General features: G+C 70.8%; 22 protein-coding genes. 7 read left to right on the forward strand and 15 right to left on the reverse strand.

Annotated elements, in window-relative coordinates:
- Positions 1–4: 4 nt before the first annotated feature.
- From OG408_RS05060 to OG408_RS05070, 3 genes are read right to left on the reverse strand one after another with little or no spacing between them, the layout of a single operon-like run.
- Positions 5–613 (reverse strand): class I SAM-dependent methyltransferase, encoded by a 609-nt coding sequence (locus OG408_RS05060; protein ID WP_326668459.1) that lies wholly within the window; start codon positions 611–613, stop codon positions 5–7.
- Between the two features lie 37 nt (positions 614–650).
- Positions 651–1199, reverse strand: coding sequence for an NIPSNAP family protein (locus tag OG408_RS05065; RefSeq protein WP_326668460.1), 549 nt, complete (start codon positions 1197–1199; stop codon positions 651–653).
- Complete coding sequence (locus OG408_RS05070) at positions 1196–1663, reverse strand: hypothetical protein (protein WP_323177974.1); 468 nt, start codon at positions 1661–1663, stop codon at positions 1196–1198. Before OG408_RS05070 ends, OG408_RS05065 begins: the two co-directional genes overlap by 4 nt.
- Before the next feature lie 61 nt (positions 1664–1724).
- Here OG408_RS05070 and OG408_RS05075 point away from each other — a divergent pair, with 61 nt between their 5' ends.
- The gene (locus OG408_RS05075; RefSeq protein ID WP_266775856.1) at positions 1725–2654 is read left to right on the forward strand and encodes a helix-turn-helix transcriptional regulator; all 930 of its coding nucleotides are present in this window, start codon (positions 1725–1727) and stop codon (positions 2652–2654) included.
- A gap of 14 nt (positions 2655–2668) precedes the next feature.
- On the opposite strand, the gene OG408_RS05080 is transcribed toward OG408_RS05075, so the two are convergent.
- The 9 genes from OG408_RS05080 to OG408_RS05120 all read right to left on the reverse strand — a co-directional run bounded on the left by OG408_RS05080 (position 2669) and on the right by OG408_RS05120 (position 13633).
- Entirely contained in the window at positions 2669–3769 is a 1101-nt protein-coding gene (locus tag OG408_RS05080; RefSeq protein ID WP_266775858.1) for a hypothetical protein, read from the reverse strand.
- Positions 3760–4998 carry a hypothetical protein gene (locus OG408_RS05085; protein WP_326668461.1) on the reverse strand — a complete coding sequence of 413 codons (1239 nt, stop codon included), beginning with the start codon at positions 4996–4998 and terminating at the stop codon, positions 3760–3762. Before OG408_RS05085 ends, OG408_RS05080 begins: the two co-directional genes overlap by 10 nt.
- Positions 4999–5117: 119 nt before the next feature.
- Positions 5118–6110 carry an N-acetylglucosamine kinase gene (locus tag OG408_RS05090; RefSeq protein ID WP_326668462.1) on the reverse strand — a complete coding sequence of 331 codons (993 nt, stop codon included), beginning with the start codon at positions 6108–6110 and terminating at the stop codon, positions 5118–5120.
- Positions 6101–7366 (reverse strand): 6-phospho-beta-glucosidase, encoded by a 1266-nt coding sequence (locus tag OG408_RS05095; protein WP_326668463.1) that lies wholly within the window; start codon positions 7364–7366, stop codon positions 6101–6103. The genes OG408_RS05090 and OG408_RS05095 overlap by 10 nt, the downstream gene beginning before the upstream one ends.
- Before the next feature lie 3 nt (positions 7367–7369).
- Positions 7370–8281, reverse strand: a complete 912-nt coding sequence (locus OG408_RS05100; protein ID WP_266775866.1) for a carbohydrate ABC transporter permease — start codon at positions 8279–8281, stop codon at positions 7370–7372.
- 5 nt (positions 8282–8286) lie between these two features.
- The gene (locus OG408_RS05105; protein WP_266775868.1) at positions 8287–9222 is read right to left on the reverse strand and encodes a carbohydrate ABC transporter permease; all 936 of its coding nucleotides are present in this window, start codon (positions 9220–9222) and stop codon (positions 8287–8289) included.
- A 22-nt stretch (positions 9223–9244) separates the two neighbouring features.
- Positions 9245–10585, reverse strand: a complete 1341-nt coding sequence (locus OG408_RS05110) for an extracellular solute-binding protein (protein WP_326668464.1) — start codon at positions 10583–10585, stop codon at positions 9245–9247.
- 60 nt (positions 10586–10645) lie between these two features.
- Entirely contained in the window at positions 10646–11776 is a 1131-nt protein-coding gene (locus OG408_RS05115; protein ID WP_326668465.1) for an ROK family transcriptional regulator, read from the reverse strand.
- A 297-nt stretch (positions 11777–12073) separates the two neighbouring features.
- Complete coding sequence (locus tag OG408_RS05120; RefSeq protein ID WP_326668467.1) at positions 12074–13633, reverse strand: aromatic amino acid ammonia-lyase; 1560 nt, start codon at positions 13631–13633, stop codon at positions 12074–12076.
- A gap of 151 nt (positions 13634–13784) precedes the next feature.
- Here OG408_RS05120 and OG408_RS05125 point away from each other — a divergent pair, with 151 nt between their 5' ends.
- The 6 genes from OG408_RS05125 to OG408_RS05150 all read left to right on the forward strand — a co-directional run bounded on the left by OG408_RS05125 (position 13785) and on the right by OG408_RS05150 (position 18473).
- On the forward strand, positions 13785–14828 hold the full coding sequence (locus OG408_RS05125; RefSeq protein ID WP_266775875.1) for an ABC transporter ATP-binding protein: 1044 nt from the start codon (positions 13785–13787) through the stop codon (positions 14826–14828).
- Positions 14825–15475, forward strand: coding sequence for an ABC transporter permease (locus OG408_RS05130; RefSeq protein ID WP_266775877.1), 651 nt, complete (start codon positions 14825–14827; stop codon positions 15473–15475). Before OG408_RS05125 ends, OG408_RS05130 begins: the two co-directional genes overlap by 4 nt.
- A gap of 4 nt (positions 15476–15479) precedes the next feature.
- Positions 15480–16151: an ABC transporter permease gene (locus OG408_RS05135; protein WP_266775879.1), complete on the forward strand. Its 672-nt coding sequence runs from the start codon at positions 15480–15482 to the stop codon at positions 16149–16151.
- A gap of 11 nt (positions 16152–16162) precedes the next feature.
- A complete protein-coding gene (locus OG408_RS05140; protein WP_266775881.1) occupies positions 16163–17095 on the forward strand; it encodes an ABC transporter substrate-binding protein in 933 nt (310 codons plus the stop codon).
- A 144-nt stretch (positions 17096–17239) separates the two neighbouring features.
- Positions 17240–17680: a hypothetical protein gene (locus OG408_RS05145; RefSeq protein WP_266775883.1), complete on the forward strand. Its 441-nt coding sequence runs from the start codon at positions 17240–17242 to the stop codon at positions 17678–17680.
- A 259-nt stretch (positions 17681–17939) separates the two neighbouring features.
- Positions 17940–18473 carry an EF-hand domain-containing protein gene (locus OG408_RS05150; RefSeq protein WP_326668475.1) on the forward strand — a complete coding sequence of 178 codons (534 nt, stop codon included), beginning with the start codon at positions 17940–17942 and terminating at the stop codon, positions 18471–18473.
- Between the two features lie 72 nt (positions 18474–18545).
- On the opposite strand, the gene OG408_RS05155 is transcribed toward OG408_RS05150, so the two are convergent.
- From OG408_RS05155 to OG408_RS05165, 3 genes are read right to left on the reverse strand one after another with little or no spacing between them, the layout of a single operon-like run.
- Complete coding sequence (locus tag OG408_RS05155; RefSeq protein WP_326668477.1) at positions 18546–19532, reverse strand: class I SAM-dependent methyltransferase; 987 nt, start codon at positions 19530–19532, stop codon at positions 18546–18548.
- Positions 19529–20635, reverse strand: a complete 1107-nt coding sequence (locus OG408_RS05160) for an NAD(P)-dependent alcohol dehydrogenase (RefSeq protein ID WP_326668479.1) — start codon at positions 20633–20635, stop codon at positions 19529–19531. The genes OG408_RS05155 and OG408_RS05160 overlap by 4 nt, the downstream gene beginning before the upstream one ends.
- Positions 20632–22041, reverse strand: a complete 1410-nt coding sequence (locus tag OG408_RS05165; protein WP_326668480.1) for an aldehyde dehydrogenase family protein — start codon at positions 22039–22041, stop codon at positions 20632–20634. Before OG408_RS05165 ends, OG408_RS05160 begins: the two co-directional genes overlap by 4 nt.
- Position 22042 lies beyond the last annotated feature (1 nt).

Consider the following 22042-nt stretch of genomic DNA (forward strand, 5'->3'; position numbering starts at 1 on the left):
TCAGTCAGAGCGTCCGGTGGACACTGACGGCGTAACCGCCGCCGTCGTAGGGGTCGGCGTCCCAGGTGGCGAACCGGTCGACGAGGGTGAGACCGGCCGAGGTGCAGCAGTCGTCGTAGTCGGACAGCGTGAGACCGGGCGGCACCGGCAGATGGGCTTCGTCCAGGCCGAAGCCGGCGACCAGCAGGCCGCCCGGACGCAGGGCCTCGGACAGGTGCCCGACCACCGTGGCCTCGGTGCCGGGGGCGAGCAACGGGAAGATGTTGCCCGCTGCGACGACGAGGTCGAAGCCCCCTGCGACACCGAGACGGGCCGGCTCGAACTCGGCCAGGTCGGCCCGGAACCAGGGCAGCTCGGGCGCCTGCTTCCGCGCCACCGCCAGCATCGACTCGTCGAGATCCACCCCGACGCAGTCGTACCCGAGTTCCGCGAGCCGGATCATGACGCGTCCGGTACCGCACCCGGCGTCCAGCACCCGCGCTCCGACCGGCACGAGGGCCGCACAGAACCGCGCCTCACCATGCACGTTCTGGCCACTGCGGGCGAGGGTCGCGAACCGTGCGGCGTATTCCTCTCCGGACGCTTTCCCGGCCATATCCGTCCAACGACTCATAAGGCGACTATAGAGCGCCCGTGCCGACTGCCGGAGGCTACGGTCTCACGGGCTCCAGCCGCAGCCGCCGGGCCGGCCAGGGCACCGGCTCGGCCGGTCCGAACCAGACCCGGACCTCCTCCCCGGTGCGTACCGGCAGGAGCGGATAGTCGTTCTCGGCATGCTCGGTGCGGTGCAGTGCGTGGTCCGGGCCCAGGTGCCGGGCGGCGTACGCCTCGAAGCCTGCCGCGTCGGCCGGGTGGCAGATGGTCGCGAGCACCTCGCGTGCGGCGGGCGGAGGTGTGTAACCCGGGCCGCGCAGCAGCAGGACGTCGTCGCTGTCGACCATGGTGGCGTTGGCCGCGTCGCGAAACTCCCGCCAGACGGGACCGGTGTAGAACGCCTCCAGCGCGCGCCGGCGGTGTGCCATGTCGGGGAACGCGCGCAGCCAGACGAATCTGTCCGGATCGTCCAGGTCCCGGAAACGGCCGCCGACGGTGATACCGGCCGACTGCTGGCCGGTGACGAACTCGCGCTCGAAGAGCTCGGTCAGCGTTTCCCTGCCTCCGGGGTGCAGCGTGTACTGACGGAGTTCGACCACGCTCATGCGCCGGCCTGCCCGGTACGGGTGAGGTCCATGGTCCAGTTGAGCTCCCAGGTACGCCCCTCGTCGGCGGAGAACCGCTGCTCCCAGCGAGCGGTGTCCGGGCCGAGGCGGTGCCAGGTGAAGTGCACGCGGATCGGACGGCCCTCGTAGGTGTCCTCGCCGTGGAAGTCGCCGCGGTCGCCGGTGAAGCCGCCGGTCACCGGTGGATCCAGCCGGCCCGTCCGGCTGTCGGACCAGTGGATCGACCAGCGTTCCGCCTCCCGTTCGTAAAGCCGCAGGGTCACGCCCTGACGGCCGAGGGTCGGAAAGGTGATCTCGTCGATGTTGCCGGCGCCCCCGAACAGCGGCCGCACCACCGCGTGCCCGGGGAACTCCGTCCAGGCGCCGGGGCCCGGGCCGAGCGGTGCGGTGAGACGGCGATTGGCCACGTCCCAGGAGCCGTGCAGGAAGTCGAAGTCGTTCATGCGCCGCAGATTAGGGGCACTCCACTGACATCTCCTGTCAGTGGATACGGATACTGGCTCCATGCGTGCGAGCCGACTGGTCACCCTGCTTCTGCTGCTCCAGAACCGGGGCCGGATGACGGCCCGCCAACTGGCCGAGGAGCTGGAGGTCTCCGTCCGGACGGTCTACCGGGACGTCGAGGCGCTCGCCGCCGCAGGCATCCCGCTGTACGGCGATGCGGGCCACGCGGGCGGTTACCGGCTGCTCGACGGCTACCGGACCCGGCTCACCGGACTGACCGCGGACGAGGCACAGGCCGCTTTCCTTGCCGCGCTCCCCGGGGCCGCGGCCGAACTCGGCCTCGGCACGGCACTCGCCGCCGCCCGGCTCAAGCTGCGGGCCGCCCTGCCCGCGGAGCTGCGCGAACACGCCGAACGGATTCAGGAACGGTTCCTGCTCGACGCCCCCGGCTGGTACGGCGACGCCGACCGCACGCCGCACCTGCCCGCCGTCGCCGCCGCGTTGTGGGCGCGGCGGACGGTGGTACTGCGGTACCGGCGCTGGCGGGCGCCGGAGGAGATCGAGCGGCGGGTGGAGCCGTACGGACTCGTCCTCAAGGCCGGCCGCTGGTATCTGGTCGCGGGCGGGCCCTCCGGCATCCGTACGTACCGGGTCGACCAGGTCCTGGAGATACGGCAGCTGGACGAGGAGTGCACCGTCCCGGACGGGTTCGGCCTGGCCGCGTACTGGACCGGCTATCTGGCCGCCTTCCGGGAGCGACTGCACACCGGGGAGGCGCTGGTACGGCTCACCCGGCAGGGCTCCCGTAGCCTCGGCGTGACACCGACGGGTGGCGAGTGGACCGAGGTCCGCGTACCCATCGAGTCGGTCGACCACGCCCACGGGGAATTCCTGCGGCTGGGCACCGACATCGAGGTCCTGGCACCGGCCGAGCTCCGGGACCGCATCGCCACGACCGTACGCACCCTGACCGCGCGCTACGAGGGGTGATTCCCGCACCGGTGTCAGGGGGTGGCGGGGGCCGAGCATGCATGGGCCTTCGCCGAGCGCTCGGCGAACGCCGTGAGGGCGGCACGCTCGTAGGCGAGGTCCGCGTCATCCCGCGGGTACGTGCGGTCATCCGCCTTCTCGTAGGAGGGCCGCAAGGTGAACAAGGCCCGGCCGTCATGGCACTTGGCCGTCGTCCAGCTGATCCGTCCGTCACCGTCGCGGTAGTGCGCGGGTGTCCCGGTGTCCGGTGTGTCCTCATCCCGCTCGTGCCCGAGCAGCCGCTCCTGGGCATAGGGGCCGTAGTCCGCCTCGAGTACGTAGCGTGTGCTGAGGCCGGCGTCGGCGAGCCGGCACGTTTCGTGCGGGGCTCCCCCGCGGGCGGTCTCGGTGGCGATCGCCATGCCGTGCGCGGCGGGGACGCCGGAGCAGGTTCCGTCGGCTGTGCCGAGCGGCTTGTACTCGTCCTCGTTCACCGGCAGGCCGAGGCTGCTGACCGGCTTTCCGAGCTTTGCCCCGCAGTGTCGCTTCCTGGATGCCTGGGCCGCGGTGGAGGTGGCGATCCTGGCGAACGCCGGCCGTACGGCAGGATCGTCCGGTGACGTGTCGAGCGTTGTCTCCACGGTGACGGACAGGCCGTCGGTGCCGCTGTCTCCGGTGCACTTGAGGACCAGGCTCGTGGTCACCTTCTCGTCCTCGTCGGCCCCGAAGACGTCCGATGACCCGAAGGATTTCGGTGCGGCCCCGAAGAGACCCGTCCATCCGTGGCCGACCGGCACGGCGAGTGCGCGCGGCGACCCCGTGTAGAGGGTGTCGTCCAGGCGCTGTCCGACCTGCGCGGTGTCGAGAACCCGGATCGTGGCGGTGCCGCCGTCACTGACGTGCACCTCGCAGGCCACCAGGCCCGCGCCGCGCTGTTCGTGCTCGACCTCCACGTCACCCGGCCCGAGGACGCCGCGCACCGTGTTCCGGTCGAGCAGCCCGTCGCAGGCTCCGTCGAGCGCCGACTCGTCGCTCCAGCGCTGGAAGTCGCCGTGCACCAGGAGATATCCGGCGACGACAGCGGCCACTGCCACCAGGGCGGCGACCGCTCGCAGGACCGTCCGCCTCACCGCCATCCCTCCACCTCTCCAAGGATCCTGGTGTCATGACACCGCTGCTGCGCGGGCCAGTTGTCGGGGGAGGCGAGGTAACTGTCCATCAACTTCCGGACGTCCTTGGAGAACGTGGTCCGCTCCGCCTCGGTGAGCGTGTAGGCGCTGAGGTCGGACGTCTCCCGGTCGACGGTGACACGGTGGTAGGCCGGTCCCGCGGCACACTCGGACCGCGCCCACAGGGCGAGTTCGTGGGGCTCCGATTCGGGGATGGCCCTGGTCCGCTCCCCTTCGCGGAAGGTGTAGCTGTCACCGGTCCGGTTGTACTGGCCGTCGGCGGACCGGCCGAGCGGCCCGGCCCAGCTCGCCGCCGAGACACTGACGACCGCGTTGTCGGACGGTGCCGGATCGGTGCTCGTCGGGTCCTCGCGGTCCAGGACGGTGGCCTCGCAGACGCTCAGCAGCCGTGAGTCCTGGAGATCGCCGGCGGCGGTCCACTTGCCGGGGAAGCCCGCACGCCTGCCGAGTCCTTTGCACTTCTCCACGCCCAGACCCGGCTCGTCGATCCCCACGACCTTCATGTTGCCCCCGTCCGCGTCCGAGGTGACATGGGCCTCATACGTGTCGACGACCCGCGTGGGAACCTTCAGCGGGGAGCCGCCGCACTTCTGAGCCGCCGTGATCCCGTTGGCCACCTGGACGGCGGTGCGGAAGTCCGCGAGATACTCCGCCGGCTTGCCCTTGCCGGAGACGGGCAGATCGACCGCGGCCGTGACATACATGCCGGACACCTCGCGGACCCGCCCCTCGATCCCGCCGGGGCACTCGGCGACGACCCATGACCGCCCGTCCTCGCCGACCCTGCCGGTGACCCCGGGCGCCTCGTACCCGTCGTCGTCACCGCCGGGCAGGATGTCCTCGGCCCGCACGGTCATCGGCAGCCGGGAGATGAGCGCGACGGCCCGCACCCGCACCGACCCGTGCCCCGGCCAGGTGACGGAGCAGTTCAGCAGGGAGCGGCTGTCCTCTTCGGGCTCCAGCATGGTGCCGTACTCACTCACCACGCCCGCGGTGTCGCCGGGCACGGCGCCCCGCAGCTCCTCGTACGGCAGAAGTCCCGCGCAGGCGCGCTTCAACTGCGCCCGGTTCGCCGCCGCATGATCACCGCCGTCCGCGCGGTCGACACCGAGGAAGAACACCACCCCGGTGACCGACAGCACGAACGGCAACCCTATGAACAGCGGCTTGCGCAACCATGGCGGCACCCGGCCCACGGAGCGGTCCCCCTCCCGGTACTACCGGCGGGACATCGTCATCACCGGCGGATCAAGGTCTGGAACCTACCAGAGCCGCGGCGGACCCGGGCAGCGCGTCACCGCGGGGCGGCCGTCCCGTAGTGGGCCCTGGTGCGGGCATGTGCCGCCGGGTCCGCCCCCACGGCGTCGAGCCCCAGCAGTGCCGATCCCAGCACGGGCCGTTCGGTGACCACCCGCACCTCGGCCAGCGGAGCCCGCTGCGCCAGCAGGGCGCGGATGCGGTCGTCCAACTGGGCGTGGCGGGCCGCCAGGACGCTGCCGCCCAGGAGCACGGGCACCTTCTCCTTGAGCAGGCCGAGTCGGGCAAGGGCGACGGTGGACATCGCCACGACCTCGTCCGCCATCCGGTCCACCACGGCACGCGCGACCCGGTCCCCGTCCGCGGCCGTCGCGAAGAGCACCGGCGTCAGCTCGTGCCTGCGGTGCGGAGCGAGGTGTGCGAGGTGCAGGGCTTCGATCAGGGCGTACATGGACGGGAGCCCGAAGTGGGCGGGCAGCGTCCGCATCAACGCGGTGGGCTCGCCGCGGCCGTCCTCGGCGCGTGCGGCGAACCACAGCGCCTCCTCGGCCAGGCCGCCGCCGCCACCCCAGTCCCCGGAGAGACGGCCGATGGCGGGGAAGCGCGCGGTCCTGCCGTCGGGCAGCATGCCCGCGCAGTTGATCCCTGCGCCGCACACCACGGCCACGCCCCGCGGCTCGGCATCCTCCGTCAGGCCGGCCCGCAGCACCGCGAAGGTGTCGTTGCGGACGTCGACGCTCCGGGCCCAGCCCCGGCGTCGGATCGCCTCCTCCAACTGCTTCTCCTCGACCGGGAGATCGGCGTTGGCGAGGCACGCCGACACATAGCCGACGTCGGTGACGCCCGCTGCCGCCAGCGCCTTCCCGGCCGCGTCGGCGAGGACGTCCACCGCGGGCTCGACGCCCACCCGGGGCGGCTGGAAGCCGCCGCCCCGGGCCGCGCCGAGGACTGTGCCGTCAACGGCGACGACGGCGACGTCCGTCTTGCTGTTCCCCGCGTCGACTGCGAGGAGTGCGGCGGTCAGGCCCACGCGAGGTGCTCCCGGTTGTGCGCGATCAGCTTGTCGGTGAGCGCCTCGGCGTACTCGAACTGGCCGATCAGGGGGTGTGCGAGCAGCGCCTTGAACACCCGGTCGCGGCCGCCGCGCAGCGCGGCCTCCAGCGCCAGGTCCTCGTACGCCGTCACGTTCGCGATCAGACCGGCGTACAGCGGGTCCAGCTCCGGCACGGCCAGCGGCGTGGCCCCCTTCGCGTCGATGGCGGCCTGCACCTCGATGACCGCGTCGTCGGGGAGGAACGGCAGGGTGCCGTTGTTCGCCGTGTTGACGACCTGGAGGGGCGAACCGCCCGAGCCGAGCAGGCCCGATGCGAGGTCGACGGCCGCCTCGGAGTAGAAGGCGCCGCCGCGCTTGGCGAGCAGTGCGGGTTTCTCGTCCAGTGCCGGGTCGCCGTACATCGCGAGGAGTTCCTTCTCCATCGCGGCGACCTCGGCGGCCCGGGAGGGCTTGGTCCCGAGCTCCCGCACGACCTCGTCGTGCGCGTAGAAGTAGCGCAGGTAGTACGAAGGGACGACCCCGAGCCGGTCCACGATCGCCCGCGGCATGCGCAGATCGGCGGCGAGGGCGTCGCCGTGTTCGGCGATCAGGCGGGGCAGGACGTTCTCGCCCTCGGGGCCGCCCAGACGCACCCCGAGCTCCCATGTCAGGTGGTTGAGGCCGACGTGGTCGAGGTGGATCTCACCCGGTGTGACGTCCAGCAGCCGGGCGAACTTGCGCTGGAAACCGATCGCCACGTTGCACAGGCCGACGGCCTTGTGACCGGCCTGGAGCAGGGCGCGGGTGACGATGCCGACCGGGTTGGTGAAGTCGATGATCCACGCGTCCGGGTTGGCGCGGCGGACGCGTTCGGCGATGTCCAGGACGACGGGGACGGTGCGCAGGGCCTTGGCGAGGCCGCCGGCGCCGGTGGTCTCCTGGCCGATGCAGCCGCACTCCAGCGGCCACGTCTCGTCCTGGTTGCGGGCGGCCTGGCCGCCCACGCGCAGCTGGAGCAGGACCGCGTCGGCGTCCGCGACGCCCGCGTCGACGTCCGAGGTGGTGACGATCCGGCCGGGATGGCCCTGCTTGGCGAAGATCCGCCGCGCGAGCCCTCCGACCAGGTCCAGCCGGTCGGCCGCCGGATCGACGAGCACCAGCTCCTCGATCGGCAGGGTGTCCCGCAGCCGCGCGAATCCGTCGATCAGTTCAGGTGTGTAGGTGGACCCGCCACCCACTACTGCGAGCTTCATCAATCAGCCCTTTACTCCGGTGAGTGTGACGCCTTCGACGAAGGCCTTCTGTGCGAAGAAGAAAACGATGACGACCGGCACCATGACGAGCAGCGTCGCGGCCATGGTCAGGTTCCAGTTGACGCTGTGGGCGCTCTTGAAGGACTCCAGTCCGTAACTGAGCGTCCAGGCACCCGGGTTCTGGGCCGCGTAGATCTGCGGCCCGAAGTAGTCGTTCCAGCAGTAGAAGAACTGGAACAGTGCGATGGCGGCGATCCCCGGCTTGGCCATCGGGACGATGATCTTCAGCAGCGTGCGGAGTTCCCCGCAGCCGTCGACGCGGGCCGACTCGATGTACTCCTTGGGGATGGTCAGCAGGAACTGCCGCAGCAGGAAGATCGAGTACGCGTCGCCGAACGCCATCGGGATGATCAGCGGCCACAGCGTGCCCGAGAGGTGGAACTGCTGGGCCCACACCAGGTACATGGGGATCACGATGACCTGGGGCGGGAGCATCATCGTGGAGATGACGAGGATCATCAGGCCCCGCCGGCCGCGGAAGCGGAACTTGGCGAGCGCGTAGGCGACCGGGACGGCCGAGCAGACGGTGAAGAGCGTGCCGAGCCCGGCGTACATCAGGGAGTTCTTCCACCAGGTGAGGAAGCCCTCCGTACGGAAGACGGCCGTGTAGTTCTCCCAGTGCCAGGAGCTGGGCCAGAGGTCCCCGCTCATGGCCTGCGCGTCGCTCATCACGGACGTCAGGAACACGAAGACGAACGGCAGGACGAACAGCAGCGCGACGGCCAGGGCCACGCTGTGCACGGCGATCCAGTTCAGCACGCGCTTGCGGCGGGCGCGGGCGGCTTCGGGGCCCTGCGCGCGCGAGGTGGACGGGGGCCTGGTGGCCGCCGGGGCTTCGATGGTCGTAGTGGTCACCGGAATCAGTCCTCCGCCGAGAGCAGGCCCGAGCGCTTACGCATGAGCAGCATGGTCACGGCCATCGCGATGGCGAACAGCACGAGCGACAGAACGCACGCCGCGCCGGTGTTGAAGTTCTGGAAGCCCATCGAGTAGACGAGCTGGGGAACAGTGAGAGTCGAGTGGTCCGGGTAGCCGGGCTGGATGACCGAGCCCGGGCCGATCGAGACCCCGGAGGCGAGCTTCCCGGCCACCAGGGCCTGTGTGTAGTACTGCATCGTCTGGACGACGCCCGTGACGACCGCGAACATCACGATCGGGGTGATGGCCGGCCAGGTGACGTAGCGGAACCTCGCCCATGAGCCCGCGCCGTCCAGCTCCGCGGCCTCGTACTGCTCCTTCGGCACGTCCAGCAGGGCGGCCATGAAGATCACCATCAGGTCGCCGATCCCCCACAGGGAGAGCATGACCAGGGACGGCTTGGCCCAGCTGGGGTCGTTGAACCAGTTGGGGCCGTCGATCCCGACGGCGGAGAGTATGCCGTTGACCGGGCCGGTCGCCGGGTTGAGGAGGAAGACGAAGGCGACGGTCGCGGCGACCGGGGGCGCCAGGTACGGGAGGTAGAAGGCGGTGCGGAAGAGGCCGGGGCCGGTCTTGATCTTCGTGATCAGCAGGCCGAGCGTCAGTCCGAAGACCACCCGCAGCGCCACCATGATCACGACCAGCCAGAGGGTGTTCCACAGGGCGGGTCCGAACAGGGGCATCTGCTCGAAGACGTAGGTCCAGTTCCGGAGGCCGACGAAGGTCGGCGCCTGGATCTGGTTGTAGTGCATGAAGGAGAAGTAGACGGTGGCGATCAGCGGATAGGCGAAGAAGACGCTGAACCCGATCAGCCACGGGGAGAGGAAGCCGAGCGTGCGCAGTCTGCGCCGCGCCGGCGTGGAAAGGGTGAGGGCCATGGTGTGGTGCTCCCGGCGTCGGTCAGCTCTTCGACTGGAGGGTGTCTGCGTCGATCTGTTCGTCGAGCTCGCGCAGCCCCTTGTGCAGGTCGGGGATCCGCCCCGCCTCGGCGGAGTAGGAGAAGTCCTGCAGCGACGTGATGTACATGCCGCCGTTGGTGGACTGCGGCATGGCTTGGCTGTACTTGTTCTGCGCGATGTCGATGAACGTCTTGAACGTCGGATCGGCGTCCAGGTCGGGCGACTTCAGCGCCGCGTACGTCGAGGGCACGTTGTGGATCGCGTTGGCGAAGTCGACCACCTGGCGGGTGTCCGTCGTCAGGAAACTGACCAGCTCCCAGGCCGCGTTCTGGTGCTTGCTGCTGTGGCCGATGCCGGTGACCGTGCCGGTCAGGTAACCGCGCCCGTAGGTGTCCGCCTGGTCGTCGGGCACCGGGAGCGGGGCGACGCCCCAGTCGAAGCCGGCCTTGGCCTCGTTCAGCATCAGGCCGCGCCACTCGCCGTCGAGGTGCATGGCGAGTTTCCCGGTGAGGAAGGCGTTCTGAGCGGACATCTCGTCACCGAACGAGGTACGGAACTTCTCCAGCGCCCCGTACCCGCCCTGTGCGTCGGCGAGTTGGTGTGTCACGCGGTAGAAGTCCGTGGTGGCCTTCTGGTCCGCGAGGACCGAGTTGCCCTGCTTGTCGAAGTACGTGGGGCCCCACTGGCCGAACAGCCGGTCCGGACTGTTCTGGTAGAGGCGGAAGTTGGGCATGAAGCCGACCTGCTTGTACGACCCCTTGCCGGAGCGCACGGTCAGCTTCTTCGCGTCGCGCACGAACTCCGACATCGTCCGCGGCGGACGCGCGATGCCCGCCTCCTTGAACTCGTCCTTGTTGTAGTACATGCCGAAGGCGTCCGCGAGCAGCGGCAGAGCGCACTGCTTGCCCTCGAAACTCGTGTACTGCAGAAGGCTCTTGGGGAAGACCTTCGTCTTGTCGACGCCGGTCTTGCGCAGGAACGGGTCGAGGTCCGCCCACATCCCGGAGTCGCAGTACTGGCCGACGTTGTTGGTGGTGAACGAGGTGATCACGTCGGGCGAGCTGTCGCCACCGGCGCGCAGGGCCTGGTTGATCGTGGCGTCGGTGACGTTGCCGGTCGCCTGGACGTGGATGTTCGGGTGGAGCTTCTCGAAGCGGGCGATCGAGTCGTTGATCGCCTTCACTTCACCGGGCGCCGACCAGCCGTGCCAGAACTTCAGGGTGACGGGGGCGGTCGCGTCGTCCTCGGCGCTGCCGACGCCGGGGTTGGCGCAGCCGGACAGGAGCAGTCCGGCCGTGGCGATCGCCGCGGACGCGCACGTGCGTATGCGCCATCGCTGCATGGCGGCTTCCTTTGCGGTGGTCTCCCCCGCTGGGGAGTACGGAAGGGGGGACGGTGGGGATCAGGCGGAGGTGTCGAAGACGGTGTGGCGGGCCCGGGTGAGGGCGCGGCGCAGGGCTCCGATGAGGATGGGGTCGCCGTCCAGGTCGCTGATGCGGAGCTCGGGCCGGGGAAGTGCGAGGCCGGTCATCTCCTGCTCCACGAGGGCACGGAGTGGTTCGCCGCCGGCCTGGGCGACTCTGCCCGACAGCACGACGAGGTCGGGGTCGACCACGGCGACGACCGAAGCCAGGCCGGAGGCCAGCCGGCGGGCCAGCTCCTCGCGTACGGAGTCGTCGGCGAGCGCGTCCTCCAGCGAGGCGGCGCCGCCGGCGAGCCGTCGTACGGCGGCCGCGGCGACGAGGCTCTGGAAGCCGCCCCCGGCGTCCCGGCCGGTCTGTACCGCCTGCTCACGCGCGAGGGGTGCGCCGGGCAGGGGCATGTAGCCGATCTCGCCCGCTCCCCCGGTCGCGCCGCGCAGCAGTGTTCCTCCGAGCACGATGGCGGCGCCGACGCCCTCGTCGATCCAGGCCAGCACGTAGTTGTCCCGGCCCTGTGCGGCCCCGTCGTACTGCTCGGCGAGCGCGGCGAGGTTGACGTCGTTCTCGATGTCCACCGGGGTGCCCAGCACCTCGGCGAGTTCGCCGCGCAGGGTGCGGGAGTGCCAGCCGGGCAGGTGGGGGGCGTAGCGGAGCTGTCCGGTGCGGGGGTCGATGGCACCCGGCGTGCCGATGACGGCGGCGGAGATGTCGTCGTGCCCGAGCCCGGCCCGGCCGAGCGCCCCGTCGACGGCCTCGCTGACGAGCTGGGCGGTGCGGTGGCGCACGTCCTCGGCGACGGCACTGGCCGCGATGTGACAGCGGCCGGCCTCACGTCCGGCGATGTCGGCGACGATCGCGGTGATGCCGGTGGGGCCCGCGGACAGGGCCGCGACATGCCCGGCGGAGGGGTCGACCTCGTAGAGCAGTGCGTTCGGACCGGGGCCACCGGTCTTCGCCCCGACCGCCCTGGCGAGCCCGGCGCTCTGCAGGCGCTCCAGCATCTGCGAGATCGTCGCCTTGGAGAGCCCGGTGAGCTCACCGATGCGCGCCCGGGTCAGGGTCCCGTGCGCCGCGAGGAGGTCCAGGGTCGCGCGGTCGTTCATCGCACGCATGGTGCGCGGGGTACCCGGGGTTCCCCTCACCGGAGCGGCCATGGAGTGACTCCTCGTTGAATAGTTAGGACACTTTCCGATCTATTCGAGGAATGTAGGTCCGGTCCGGAGGGGCGTCAAGGGGTGTTCTCCCAACAGATTCGCGAAGAACTTCCGGGATCACTCAGGACAAGTCGTCGTATGTCGACGACGTCGAAACGAGCCGTCCGCACCCCGGGCGCGGGCCCCGGCGCAACCGGGGCGGGCGGGGCGGAGCCGTCATCGGCCTCCCCGGCCCGGCGCCCGCTCATCGCCGGCTCAGCGCGTCCTCCTGACCAAACCCGCGCCGTCGAAGGCCGCGCCGCTCCCCGACCCGAGGTCCAGCCACAGGTCGGTGAACCGGTCGAGCAGCCCGGCAGCCACCGTCACATCGTCCGTCAACGGCCGGTCGGCCAGCTCCGCATCGAGCACCGAGTCCGCCAGCCCGAAGGCGCGGCCGACCGGCAGTTCCGGGTCGAGCCGCATGTCGCGCTGACGCAACGTCCGTACGGCCGCGACGAGTTCACAGCCGATGACGAGCCGGAACGCCTCGCACGCCCGCAGCGTCTGGCGCGCCGCCAGCGAGGCGAAGCTGGCCTGCTCCTCGACGCCTCGCGAGAGCACCGCGTGGCCGAGCGACGCGGGCGCACAGAAGGCCCGCAGGTCCCCGAGCGCCGCCCCCGCCGCGTACTCGAGGATCATCACGCCCGAGGAAGCCGGTTCGCCGTCCGCGAGGAACGGCCGCAGACGGGTGAAGCCCGGTTCGTTCAGCGACGAGAGCCGCGAGGTCGACAGGCGTGCCACCTGCGTCACCGCCAGCCTGAAGTGGTCCAGGGCAAGGGCGAGTTGAGCGATGTAGAAGCCGCCGTGGTGGTAGGCCGACATGTCGTCCGGCGAGATCAGCGGGTTCTCGGCCGCCGCGTTGATCTCGACCGCGAGGACGTCCTCCAGCGCGTCCGCCGCGTCGTGCGCGGGGCCATGGATCTGCGGCACGCAGCGGAGCCCGTACGGGTCCTGGATCCGGCCGAGCGGTGGCCTGGGGCGGTCGGGTGCGCCGAGCAGCTGCCGCATCCGTTCCGCGACCGCGTACGAACCGGCGTGCCGCCGCCCCTCGTGCACGGGCAGCGCGTACGCCTCGTACGAACCGTCGATCGCCATCAGGGACAGTGCCGCGACCACCTGCGTGGCCGCGATGAGCCCACGCAGCTCGTGCACGGCCAGGGCGGACTGGCCGAGGGTGAGGGCATTGCTGCTGATCAGGGCGAGGGCGTCGTTGTTGTCGAGGGGCTGCGGATCTGGCGCCGCCCCCGCTCCCCGCCAGGGGTGTTCGCCCGCCAGCGCGAGCCCCATCTGCGCGAGCGCGGCGATGTCGCCGGTGCCGACCGAGCCGAATTCGTTGACCTGCGGGCAGGCGCCGGTCTCCAGCGCCTCGCAGAGCGCCGTGACGACGGTGGGGCGCAGGCCGGCGCCGCCCGCGAGCAGCTGGTTGGCGCGGACCGCGAGCATGGCGCGGACCTGCCGTGCGGGCAGTTCCCGGCCGATCGCTCCGGCATGGCTGCGCAGCAGTCGCAGGCCGTGGTCGGCGGCCGCCTCCGTCGGCACGGACTCGTTCCGGTTGGCACCCACGCCGGTGGAGCGGCCGTAGACGCGACCCCACGAGGCGATCTGCCGAGCGGCGTTCCACGAGGTCTCCACACGCTTCATGCCATCGGCTGCCGGGACGGGCCTTGCGGCGGATTCGGCCAGACGTACGACATCTGCGACCATCAGTCCGCGGCCGTCCAGGACGACGATCGCGCCGCTGTCGCCGGCGACCCCGTCCACGATATGAGACGACATCAGTGGTGATTCCTCCTCAATCAGGCGCTCAGTCTTGCCCTGCGGCCACTTGTTACCGGGGATTTACGTCCGGGCGGCGACGACCTATTGACAATCTATTCAGTCACCGAGAACTCTGCATGATGATATGCAGTCGGGCAAGGGACTCCTCATGATCCAATTCGACCAGGTCCACAAGCGCTTCCCGAACGGCACAACGGCGGTGCACGACCTCACCCTTGAGATGCCGGAGGGTGGCGTGACCGTCCTCGTCGGATCTTCCGGTTGCGGAAAGACGACGACGCTCCGGATGATCAACCGGATGGTCGATCCGAGCTCCGGGACGATCAGGGTCAACGGCAAGGACGTCCTGGAGCAGGACGCCGCCGAGCTGCGCCGCTCCATCGGCTACGTCATCCAGCAGTCCGGGCTCTTCCCGCACCGCACGGTCCTGGACAACATCGCGACCGTGCCGCTCCTGCTCGGCTGGGGACGCAAGAAGGCGCGGGCACGCGCGTCGGAGCTCCTGGAGACGGTCGGCCTCTCCGCCGACGCCGGGAAGCGCTACCCGCATCAGCTCTCCGGCGGCCAGCAGCAGCGCGTCGGCGTGGCCCGCGCGCTCGCCGCGGACCCGCCGGTACTTCTGATGGACGAGCCGTTCGGTGCCGTCGACCCCGTGGTCCGCACCCAGCTCCAGGACGAACTTCGGCGCCTCCAGCGGGAGTTGAACAAGACCATCGTCTTCGTCACGCACGACATAGACGAGGCCGTACGGCTCGGCGACCGCATAGCCGTCTTCCGTACCGGCGGCCACCTCGTCCAGTGCGCCACCCCCGCGGAACTCCTGGCCCGCCCCTCGGACGCCTTCGTCGCGGACTTCCTGGGCGCTGAACGCGGACTGAAGCTGCTGTCCCTGACGACGCTCGCGGAGGTCCCCCAGGGGCCCGCACCCGAGGGCACCCGCTGGCAGCTGGCCCTCGACACCGCCCGCAAGCCACTGGCCTGGCGCGACACCGAGACGGACACGGAGTCCCCGGTCCGCCCGCTGCGGGACACGGACTCGCTCCTCTCGGCCCTCAACGAGTCGGTCTCCGTGCCGAGCGGCCTGGTCGCACGGGTCGACGCGGACGGCGTCCTCACCGGCGTGACGTCCCGCGAGGACATCCACGAACACGCGGGGCACGTGCACAGCGAGGCGAGCAGGGTGGCCGCATGACCGTCGACTGGTCGTGGATATCCGACCACTCCGGCGATCTCACCACCCTGACGCTCTCCCACCTCCAGGCCGCCCTCACCGCCGTACTCCTCGGCCTGGTCATCTCGCTCCCCCTGGCCGTGATCGCACACCGCGTACCCGGACTGCGCGGGCTCTTGCTCGGCCTGTCGAACGTGCTGTTCACCATCCCGTCCATCGCCGTCTTCGTGCTCCTCCTGCCGGTCAGCGGGCTCACCCGCACCACCACCGTCATCGGCCTGACGATCTACACGCTCGTCGTGCTCCTGCGGAACACCGTCGAGGGTCTGGACTCCGTCCCCGCCAAGACCAGGGAAGCGGCGAAGGCCATGGGCACCAGGCCGCTGCGCACCCTGCTCACCGTCGAGCTGCCCCTCGCCCTTCCGGTGATCATGGCGGGCGTGCGGATCGCGACGGTGATGGCCATCTCGCTCGTCTCCGTGGCGACGTACATCGGCGACGGCGGCCTGGGACAGCTCTTCACGGACGGGTTCCAGCGCAACTTCCCCACCCCCGTCATCGTCGGCGTCGTCCTGACCCTGCTTCTCGCGCTCGTCGCGGACGCGCTGCTCGTCGCCCTCCAGTACGTCCTCACTCCCTGGACCCGCCGGCAGAAGCAGAGGGCCTGATCCGATGTACGAACTCCTCAAGGGCCTCGGCGCCTGGCTGGTCAGCAGTGAACAGTGGACGGGCCCCGACGGCATCGGGCACCGCCTCGCCGAACACCTCCAGTACTCCCTGCTCGCCACCCTCGTCGCCGCCGCCATCGCACTGCCCGTCGGGCTGCTCATCGGACACACCGGGCGCGGCGCCTTCCTCGCCATCAACCTGTCCAGTTTCGGACGCGCGCTGCCCACGGTCGGGCTCGTCGTGCTGGTCTTCCTCGCCAGCGGCCTCTCCATGTGGCCGGTCTACATCGCCCTCGTGGCGCTCGCCGTGCCGTCCATCGTCACCAACACGTACGCCGGGATGACCGCGGTCGACCCCGACGTACGGGACGCGGCGCGCGGCCAGGGCATGCGAAGGCACCAGGTCCTCTTCCAGGTCGAGCTCCCCCTCGCGCTCCCCCTGATCATGACCGGGCTCAGGCTCGCGCTCATCCAGGTCGTCGCGACGGCCACCATCGCCGCGTACGTCTCCTTCGGCGGGCTCGGCCGGTACGTCTTCGACGGGCTCGCCCAGCGCGACCTCGTGCAGGTGCTCGGCGGCGCCGTGCTCGTGGCGGTCGTCGCCGTCGTACTCGATCTCGCGCTCTCCGTACTCCAGCGCACCCTCTTCCGCCACCGCCCCGCCAAGTCGGCCTAGGAGCAAGCACCATGAACCGCAGGACTCTGCTCGGCGGGCTCTTCGCCGCCGCCTCCGTCCCCGCACTCGCCTCCTGCAGCGGTGGCATCACCTCCCTCGACGGACAGGGCTCCGGCGGCGGAGGCGGAGGCTCCAGCAAGGACGGCGTCACCATCGGCACCGCCAACTTCACCGAGAACCAGGTCCTCGGGTACCTCTACGCCGCCGCCCTCGAAGCAGCCGGCGTGAAGACCACCGTCCGCCCCAACCTCGGCACCCGCGAGATCCTCATCCCCGCCCTCAAGGGCGGCGACATCGACCTGCTGCCCGAATACCAGGGCGCCCTGCTCCACTACCTCGACACCAAGGCCACGGCCACCGAGGAGGGCGAGATGCAGAACGCCCTCGCCATGGCCCTTCCGCGCGGCCTGCAGATCCTGCCCTACGGCACGGCCGAGGACTCCGACGCCTTCGTCGTCACCCGCGAGACCGCCCGGAAGTACCGCCTCACGTCCCTGGCCGACCTCGCCGAACACAACGGCAAGCTCGTCATCGGCGCGGCGCCCGAGGTCAAGAAGCGCGCGGTGGGCGCGGTGGGCCTCAAGGACGTGTACGGCGTGGAGTTCAAGGAGTTCAAGTCCCTGGACTCCTCGGGGCCGCTCGTCAAGGGCGCCCTGAAGAAGGGCGACGTCGACGTCGCGAACCTCTTCACCACCGACACCGACATCGTCGCGGAGCACTGGGTCGTCCTCACCGACCCCAGGAACCTGATCCCCGGCCAGCACATCGTCCCCCTCGTCGCCGACCGCAAGGCCGACTCGACGGTCCGCAAGGCACTCGCCCGCCTCGGCAACGCACTGACGACCAAGGACCTCACCGAGCTCAACCGCCTGGTGGACAAGGACAAGAAGGACCCGGAGGACGTGGCGAACGACTGGGCGGCACAGCACGGAATCAAGAAGTAGCCGCCCCGGGCGCGAGCGGCACGGCACGCAGGTCAAGGCATCGGTGACGTTGTTCGCCGGACGTCGCGGCTTTGGACGGCCGGTCTCACGGCATTGCCGGGGCCTGATGCGCGGGCCGGCGGCCGGGCAGGCTACTTTGCTCGGATGAGTCTTCTTGATGATGTGGCCGAGCGCGACGGCTGGCGATGCTGGGTCTGCGACGAAGCGGTCGACCCCGACGAGTCGGTGAACGACCCGCGGGGCCCCAGCGTCGACAGCCGGACCGCCGACCGGAAGGCCAAGGTCGCCGAACGGCTCGCACACCGCGGATGCAACACCCGCAAGGGCGCGGTCAAGGTGGTCATCGCCTGGCCGGACAGCCTGTACGTGGTCGAACCCGCGCCGCTGGTCACCGTTGCCCAGAGGCTGGAGCGCAAGGGGGGCCGCGAGATGGTGGGCCGGTGCCCGACCCGCCGCGACGCCCAGGAAGCGGCGGACTGGCTGGTGGACCGGTTCTCCCGGCTGGTACCGGGGCTGCCCGTGACCGCCGACATCGAGCCGGGCGGCGGTCAGTTCCTCGTCATCCTGGCCACCGGCCGCCGGTGACCGGGGCGCACTCGCGTCGAGCTGGTCCGAGTGCGACGGCCGGCTGACTCGATCTGTGCGGCGTCCGGGGTGTCACGCTGAACTACGCCTCGACCGCGTCCCGCAGGCCTGGCCCGCGCGTACGAACTGGTTGTCGGCGAACTCACTTCCTCCGGCAGCGGACGTCTCCTCAGTCACGTTTCTCCCCCTGCACGGTTACGCAGGTGCACTCACTGAGCCGAGTCCGGGATCGACGGACCGTAGGAGACAGGTGACGGACATGCGAACTGAGGCCACCGAGAGGGTCGAGTTGATCTTCTCCCTCTTCGACGCCAACGGCAACGGGGTCCTCGACGCCGACGACTTCGACCTCATGACGGGACGTGTCCTGGAGGTGGCGGTCGCGTCGGACGACGGCGCCAGGGAGGCCATCCGAGCCGCGTTCCGGCGTTACTGGACCACGCTGGAAACGGAGTTGGACGCCAACGGCGATGGCGTGATCTCCCTCGACGAGTTCCGTCCGTTCGTGCTCGACCCCGAGCGGTTCGGTCCCACGATCACCGAGTTCGCCGAGGCGCTCGCCGCACTCGGCGACCCCGACGGGGACGGTCTGATCGAGCGCCCGCTCTTCGTGTCGCTGATGACGGCGATCGGCTTCGCGGAGGCGAACATCCACGCCCTTTTCGACGCCTTCGGCCCGGACGCCGGGGACCGCGTCACCGTGACCACATGGGCCAGGGGCATCGAGGACTACTACGCGCCGGACCTGGGCGGGATCCCGGCCGACCAACTGGTGGCTGTCCGGGCCGTCTGACACGGCCAGGACCTGAGCGTCCCGGGGCGCTGCCCCTCGGTACCGCCCCGGCGCGCCCCACCCGTGCCGACGTCAGGGTCTGCTCTTGTGCGCGAAGACCCACCGGTTCCCCTCCAGCGCGTCGTTCGGTTCGGGGAGGGGACCACGTCCCCGCAGGCGGGTGAACTCGAAGGGCGTGTGCACCGAGGTGGACCAGCCCTTGGCCGCCAGGTCACCCGCGGAGTCGGGGCGCGGCCCGCTGTCGAAGAGGTCGAGCAGATCGATGCCGATCTGTTCCCGCGTCGCCGTGTAGATCGGGCTGTCGCGGTACGCGAGCAGGTCCTTCTCCAGCTTGGCCTCGAAGACCAGGGCGCTGCCCGTGGTGGTGAGCCGGTCCACCGTGTCGATGAGGTACGTCTCGGCGGGGCCCGGCAGGTAGAAGAGCAGCCCTTCGGCCAGCCAGACGCTCGGGGCGGCCGGGTCGAAACCGACGGAGGTCAGCGCGGTGACCCAGTCGCCGCGCAGATCGACCGGCACCGGGACCCGCTTCGCCTTCGGGGCGGCCGACAGATCCGTGAGCACCTGTTGTTTGAAGGCCAGCACGCCCGCCCTGTCGATCTCGAAGACGACGCAGTCGGACGGCAGGTCCAGCCGGAAGGCACGGGTGTCCAGTCCCGCCCCCAGCAGGACCACTTGGCGGACGCCCGTACCGACCGACCGGTGAAGGAAGTCGTCGAGGACTCCGGTCCGCAGACCGAAGTAGCGGGCGAACCTCCCCCACAACGGGTTGCCGTCCCCGTCCGGGACCTGTTCGATACGCACCGGCCAGTCCGCGCAGGCGGGGGCCGCGCGTACGAAGTGTTCCGCGTAGACGTCCCGGGCCAGGCTGTCGTGGCGGTGGGTCTCGATCGCCCGTGCGGCGGCGACCAGGAGGGAAGTCGATCCCACACCTGCGTCCACGCCTCCCTCGCCGGTCCGCCGCGTCGGCGTGGTGGTCGTGGCCCCTTCGGTGGGAGCGAGGAGCACGGAAGTGTCACTGGTGGGGTGGAGGGAGTCCCCGGGGATGGACGTTTCACTCATCGGTCTCTTCTTTCCGGCAGCAGGACGGGCTTGATCACGCGTCCGGCGTCGCAGTCGCGTTCGGCCTCGTTGATGTCGGCCAAGGGATAGGTGCGGATCAGTTGGTCGAAGGGGAAGCGGCCGGCCTGCCACAGGCCGATCAGCCGCGGAATCATCAGTTCGGGTACGGCGTCCCCCTCGCAGATGTGCCGGATGCTGCGGCCCCCGTCCAACGTGCCCGGTTCGAGCGGCAGCGCGGTGTGAAGGCGCGCCACGAGACCGAGGGTGCCGGTGGGGCGCAGCGCGCGGAGCGCGTCATTGATGAGCGGGGCGGAGGCCGTGGTGTCCAGGGCGTACTGCGCGCCGCCGTCGGTGTGCCGACGGATGCGCTCGGCCAGTCCGGACGTCCCCGCGGGCAGCGGGATCGCGCCGAACCGCTCGGCGAGCTCCAGGCGCCCCGGATGCCGGTCGACGGCCACGCTCCGTACGCCGGCGGCGGTGGCCGCCATGACCGCGGTCAGGCCCACCGCTCCCGCGCCGAGTACGACGAGGGTGTCGCCGGGGCCGGCACGGAACGTGTTCAGCACGGCTCCGGCACCGGTGAGGGCTCCGCAGCCGAGCGGACCGAGCAGTTCGAGCGGCAGGGCCGTGTCGACCCGGACGGCGTTGCGCGCCGGGACGAGGGCGTATTCGGCGAAGGACGACTGGCCGAACCAGCGGGAGGCCACCGCTCCCCCGGCGGCGTCGGTGAGCCGTGGTGTGTCCTCCTCGCGTCCCCCGAAGAGGTTGAGTGAGGCGAACGAGTCGCAGTAGGCGGGGGCCGCGCCGCGGCAGCTCAGGCAGTCCCCGCAGGAATCGAAGCTCAGCACGACGTGGTCACCGACGCCGACCGCGGTGTCCGGGCCGCCGCCCGCCGCCACCACTACCCCGGTCCCCTCGTGGCCGAGGACAGCCGGCAGCGGGGTGCGTCCGGCTGACCGCCGGACCGCGAGATCGGTCCGGCACATTCCGCTTCCCACGATCTCCACGAGGATTTCGCCGGGGGCGGGCGCGGTGTTCAGAACGACGTCCTCGACCGCGAACGGGCTCTCGCAGGAGCGCAGCACGGCGGCTCGGAACCTCATCGCTCTTCCTCCGGCGGCCGGTGCACGACGAATGGACGGAGGTTGCCGTAGAGGCCCCACGGTCCTCCCGCGACACCCAAGCCGCTCTCCTTGACGCCTGCGAAGGGCTGGGCGAGGGAGAGTTCGGCGTGGTGGTTGATCCAGACCGTGCCGCATTCGAGCCGGTCGGCTGTCGCCGCCGCGCGGTCGGGATCGGTGCCCCAGACGGAGCCGCCCAGCCCGAAGCCGGTGCCGTTGGCCGCTTCGACGGCTTCGTCGAGGTTTCGGTACGGCAGCACCGGCAGAACCGGTCCGAACTGTTCCTCGGTCACCACCGGGTCCTCGGGCGGGACGTCCGTGAGGATCGTGGGAGCGAAGAAGTAGCCCGGTCCGTCGAGCCGGTGACCGCCGGCCGCTGCCCTGGCACCGGCCGCCAGGGCCCGTTGGACGAACCGCTCGATCCGGGCCAGCTGGGGGGCGTTGTTGACCGGCCCGAGCCGGGTGCCCGGCTCAAGACCGGGTCCGACGACGACGGTCTTCGCGCGGTGGGCGAGGGCTTCGACCACCGCGGCGTGGAGCCGGGCCGGTGCGTAGACGCGTTTGACCGCCATGCAGACCTGCCCGCAGTTACGGAAGGCGGCCCAGAACAGCCGGTCCGCGACCCGCTCCACGTCGACGTCGTCCAGGAGCACCGCCGCGTCGTTGCCACCCAGTTCCAGGGTGACACGGGCGAGGGAGCCCGCCGCGGCCGCGGCGACGGCCCGTCCCGTCGGCACCGAGCCGGTGAAGGTGACATGGCGGATACCCGGGTGGGAGGCGAGGCGGGCACCGAGGGGTTCCCGGCCGGTGATGACGGTCAGGACGTCCTCGGGCAGGGCTTTGGCGAGGACGGCGCCGAGCAGCCGGGTGGCAAGGGGGGTGTACGGGGACGGTTTGAGGACCACGGTGTTGCCGGCCGCGAGCGCGGGCGCGAACTTCGCCGAAGCGAGCTGGAGGGGGAAGTTCCACGGCACGATCGCGGCAACGGGCCCGAGAGACTGCCAGCGGATCTCGCTGTGCACGGGACGGCCGTCGTCGATCCGGCGGGTGCGGGGAGCCAGGGCGGCGAAGTACCGAAGCCGGGCTGCCGTACGGGCGACCTCGGCGTACGACTCGGCGAGGGGCTTGCCCTGTTCCCGGGTGAGCAGCGGAGCGAGGTCGTCTCCGGCGGCCTCCACGGCGTCGGCGGCGGCGTTCAGCCCGGCGGTGCGGGCGGCCGGGTCGGCGCGCCAACCGGTCCAGGCGTGCCTGGCCCGGTCGATCACGTCGTCCAGTTCGTCCGGCTGCTGGTCGGGGGTCTCGTCGAAGATCTCCCCGGAGGCCGGGTCGATGACAGCGAGGCAGGGGGCACGGCGTCCGGAGACGCGGCCGGCATGCGGTGTCGGCATC

Source organism: Streptomyces sp. NBC_01257 (assembly GCF_035917255.1).
Taxonomy (GTDB): Bacteria; Actinomycetota; Actinomycetes; order Streptomycetales; family Streptomycetaceae; genus Streptomyces.

Bases quoted from the DNA above. Each gene is read 5' to 3' on its own strand.
- OG408_RS05060 (WP_326668459.1), bottom strand. From the start codon at position 613: ATGAGTCGTTGGACGGATATGGCCGGGAAAGCGTCCGGAGAGGAATAC.
- OG408_RS05065 (WP_326668460.1), bottom strand. From the start codon at position 1,199: ATGAGCGTGGTCGAACTCCGTCAGTACACGCTGCACCCCGGAGGCAGG.
- OG408_RS05070 (WP_323177974.1), bottom strand. From the start codon at position 1,663: ATGAACGACTTCGACTTCCTGCACGGCTCCTGGGACGTGGCCAATCGC.
- OG408_RS05075 (WP_266775856.1), top strand. From the start codon at position 1,725: ATGCGTGCGAGCCGACTGGTCACCCTGCTTCTGCTGCTCCAGAACCGG.
- OG408_RS05080 (WP_266775858.1), bottom strand. From the start codon at position 3,769: ATGGCGGTGAGGCGGACGGTCCTGCGAGCGGTCGCCGCCCTGGTGGCA.
- OG408_RS05095 (WP_326668463.1), bottom strand. From the start codon at position 7,366: ATGAAGCTCGCAGTAGTGGGTGGCGGGTCCACCTACACACCTGAACTG.
- OG408_RS05105 (WP_266775868.1), bottom strand. From the start codon at position 9,222: ATGGCCCTCACCCTTTCCACGCCGGCGCGGCGCAGACTGCGCACGCTC.
- OG408_RS05110 (WP_326668464.1), bottom strand. From the start codon at position 10,585: ATGCAGCGATGGCGCATACGCACGTGCGCGTCCGCGGCGATCGCCACG.
- OG408_RS05115 (WP_326668465.1), bottom strand. From the start codon at position 11,776: ATGCGTGCGATGAACGACCGCGCGACCCTGGACCTCCTCGCGGCGCAC.
- OG408_RS05120 (WP_326668467.1), bottom strand. From the start codon at position 13,633: ATGTCGTCTCATATCGTGGACGGGGTCGCCGGCGACAGCGGCGCGATC.
- OG408_RS05125 (WP_266775875.1), top strand. From the start codon at position 13,785: ATGATCCAATTCGACCAGGTCCACAAGCGCTTCCCGAACGGCACAACG.
- OG408_RS05130 (WP_266775877.1), top strand. From the start codon at position 14,825: ATGACCGTCGACTGGTCGTGGATATCCGACCACTCCGGCGATCTCACC.
- OG408_RS05135 (WP_266775879.1), top strand. From the start codon at position 15,480: ATGTACGAACTCCTCAAGGGCCTCGGCGCCTGGCTGGTCAGCAGTGAA.
- OG408_RS05140 (WP_266775881.1), top strand. From the start codon at position 16,163: ATGAACCGCAGGACTCTGCTCGGCGGGCTCTTCGCCGCCGCCTCCGTC.
- OG408_RS05145 (WP_266775883.1), top strand. From the start codon at position 17,240: ATGAGTCTTCTTGATGATGTGGCCGAGCGCGACGGCTGGCGATGCTGG.
- OG408_RS05150 (WP_326668475.1), top strand. From the start codon at position 17,940: ATGCGAACTGAGGCCACCGAGAGGGTCGAGTTGATCTTCTCCCTCTTC.
- OG408_RS05155 (WP_326668477.1), bottom strand. From the start codon at position 19,532: ATGAGTGAAACGTCCATCCCCGGGGACTCCCTCCACCCCACCAGTGAC.
- OG408_RS05160 (WP_326668479.1), bottom strand. From the start codon at position 20,635: ATGAGGTTCCGAGCCGCCGTGCTGCGCTCCTGCGAGAGCCCGTTCGCG.
- OG408_RS05165 (WP_326668480.1), bottom strand. From the start codon at position 22,041: ATGCCGACACCGCATGCCGGCCGCGTCTCCGGACGCCGTGCCCCCTGC.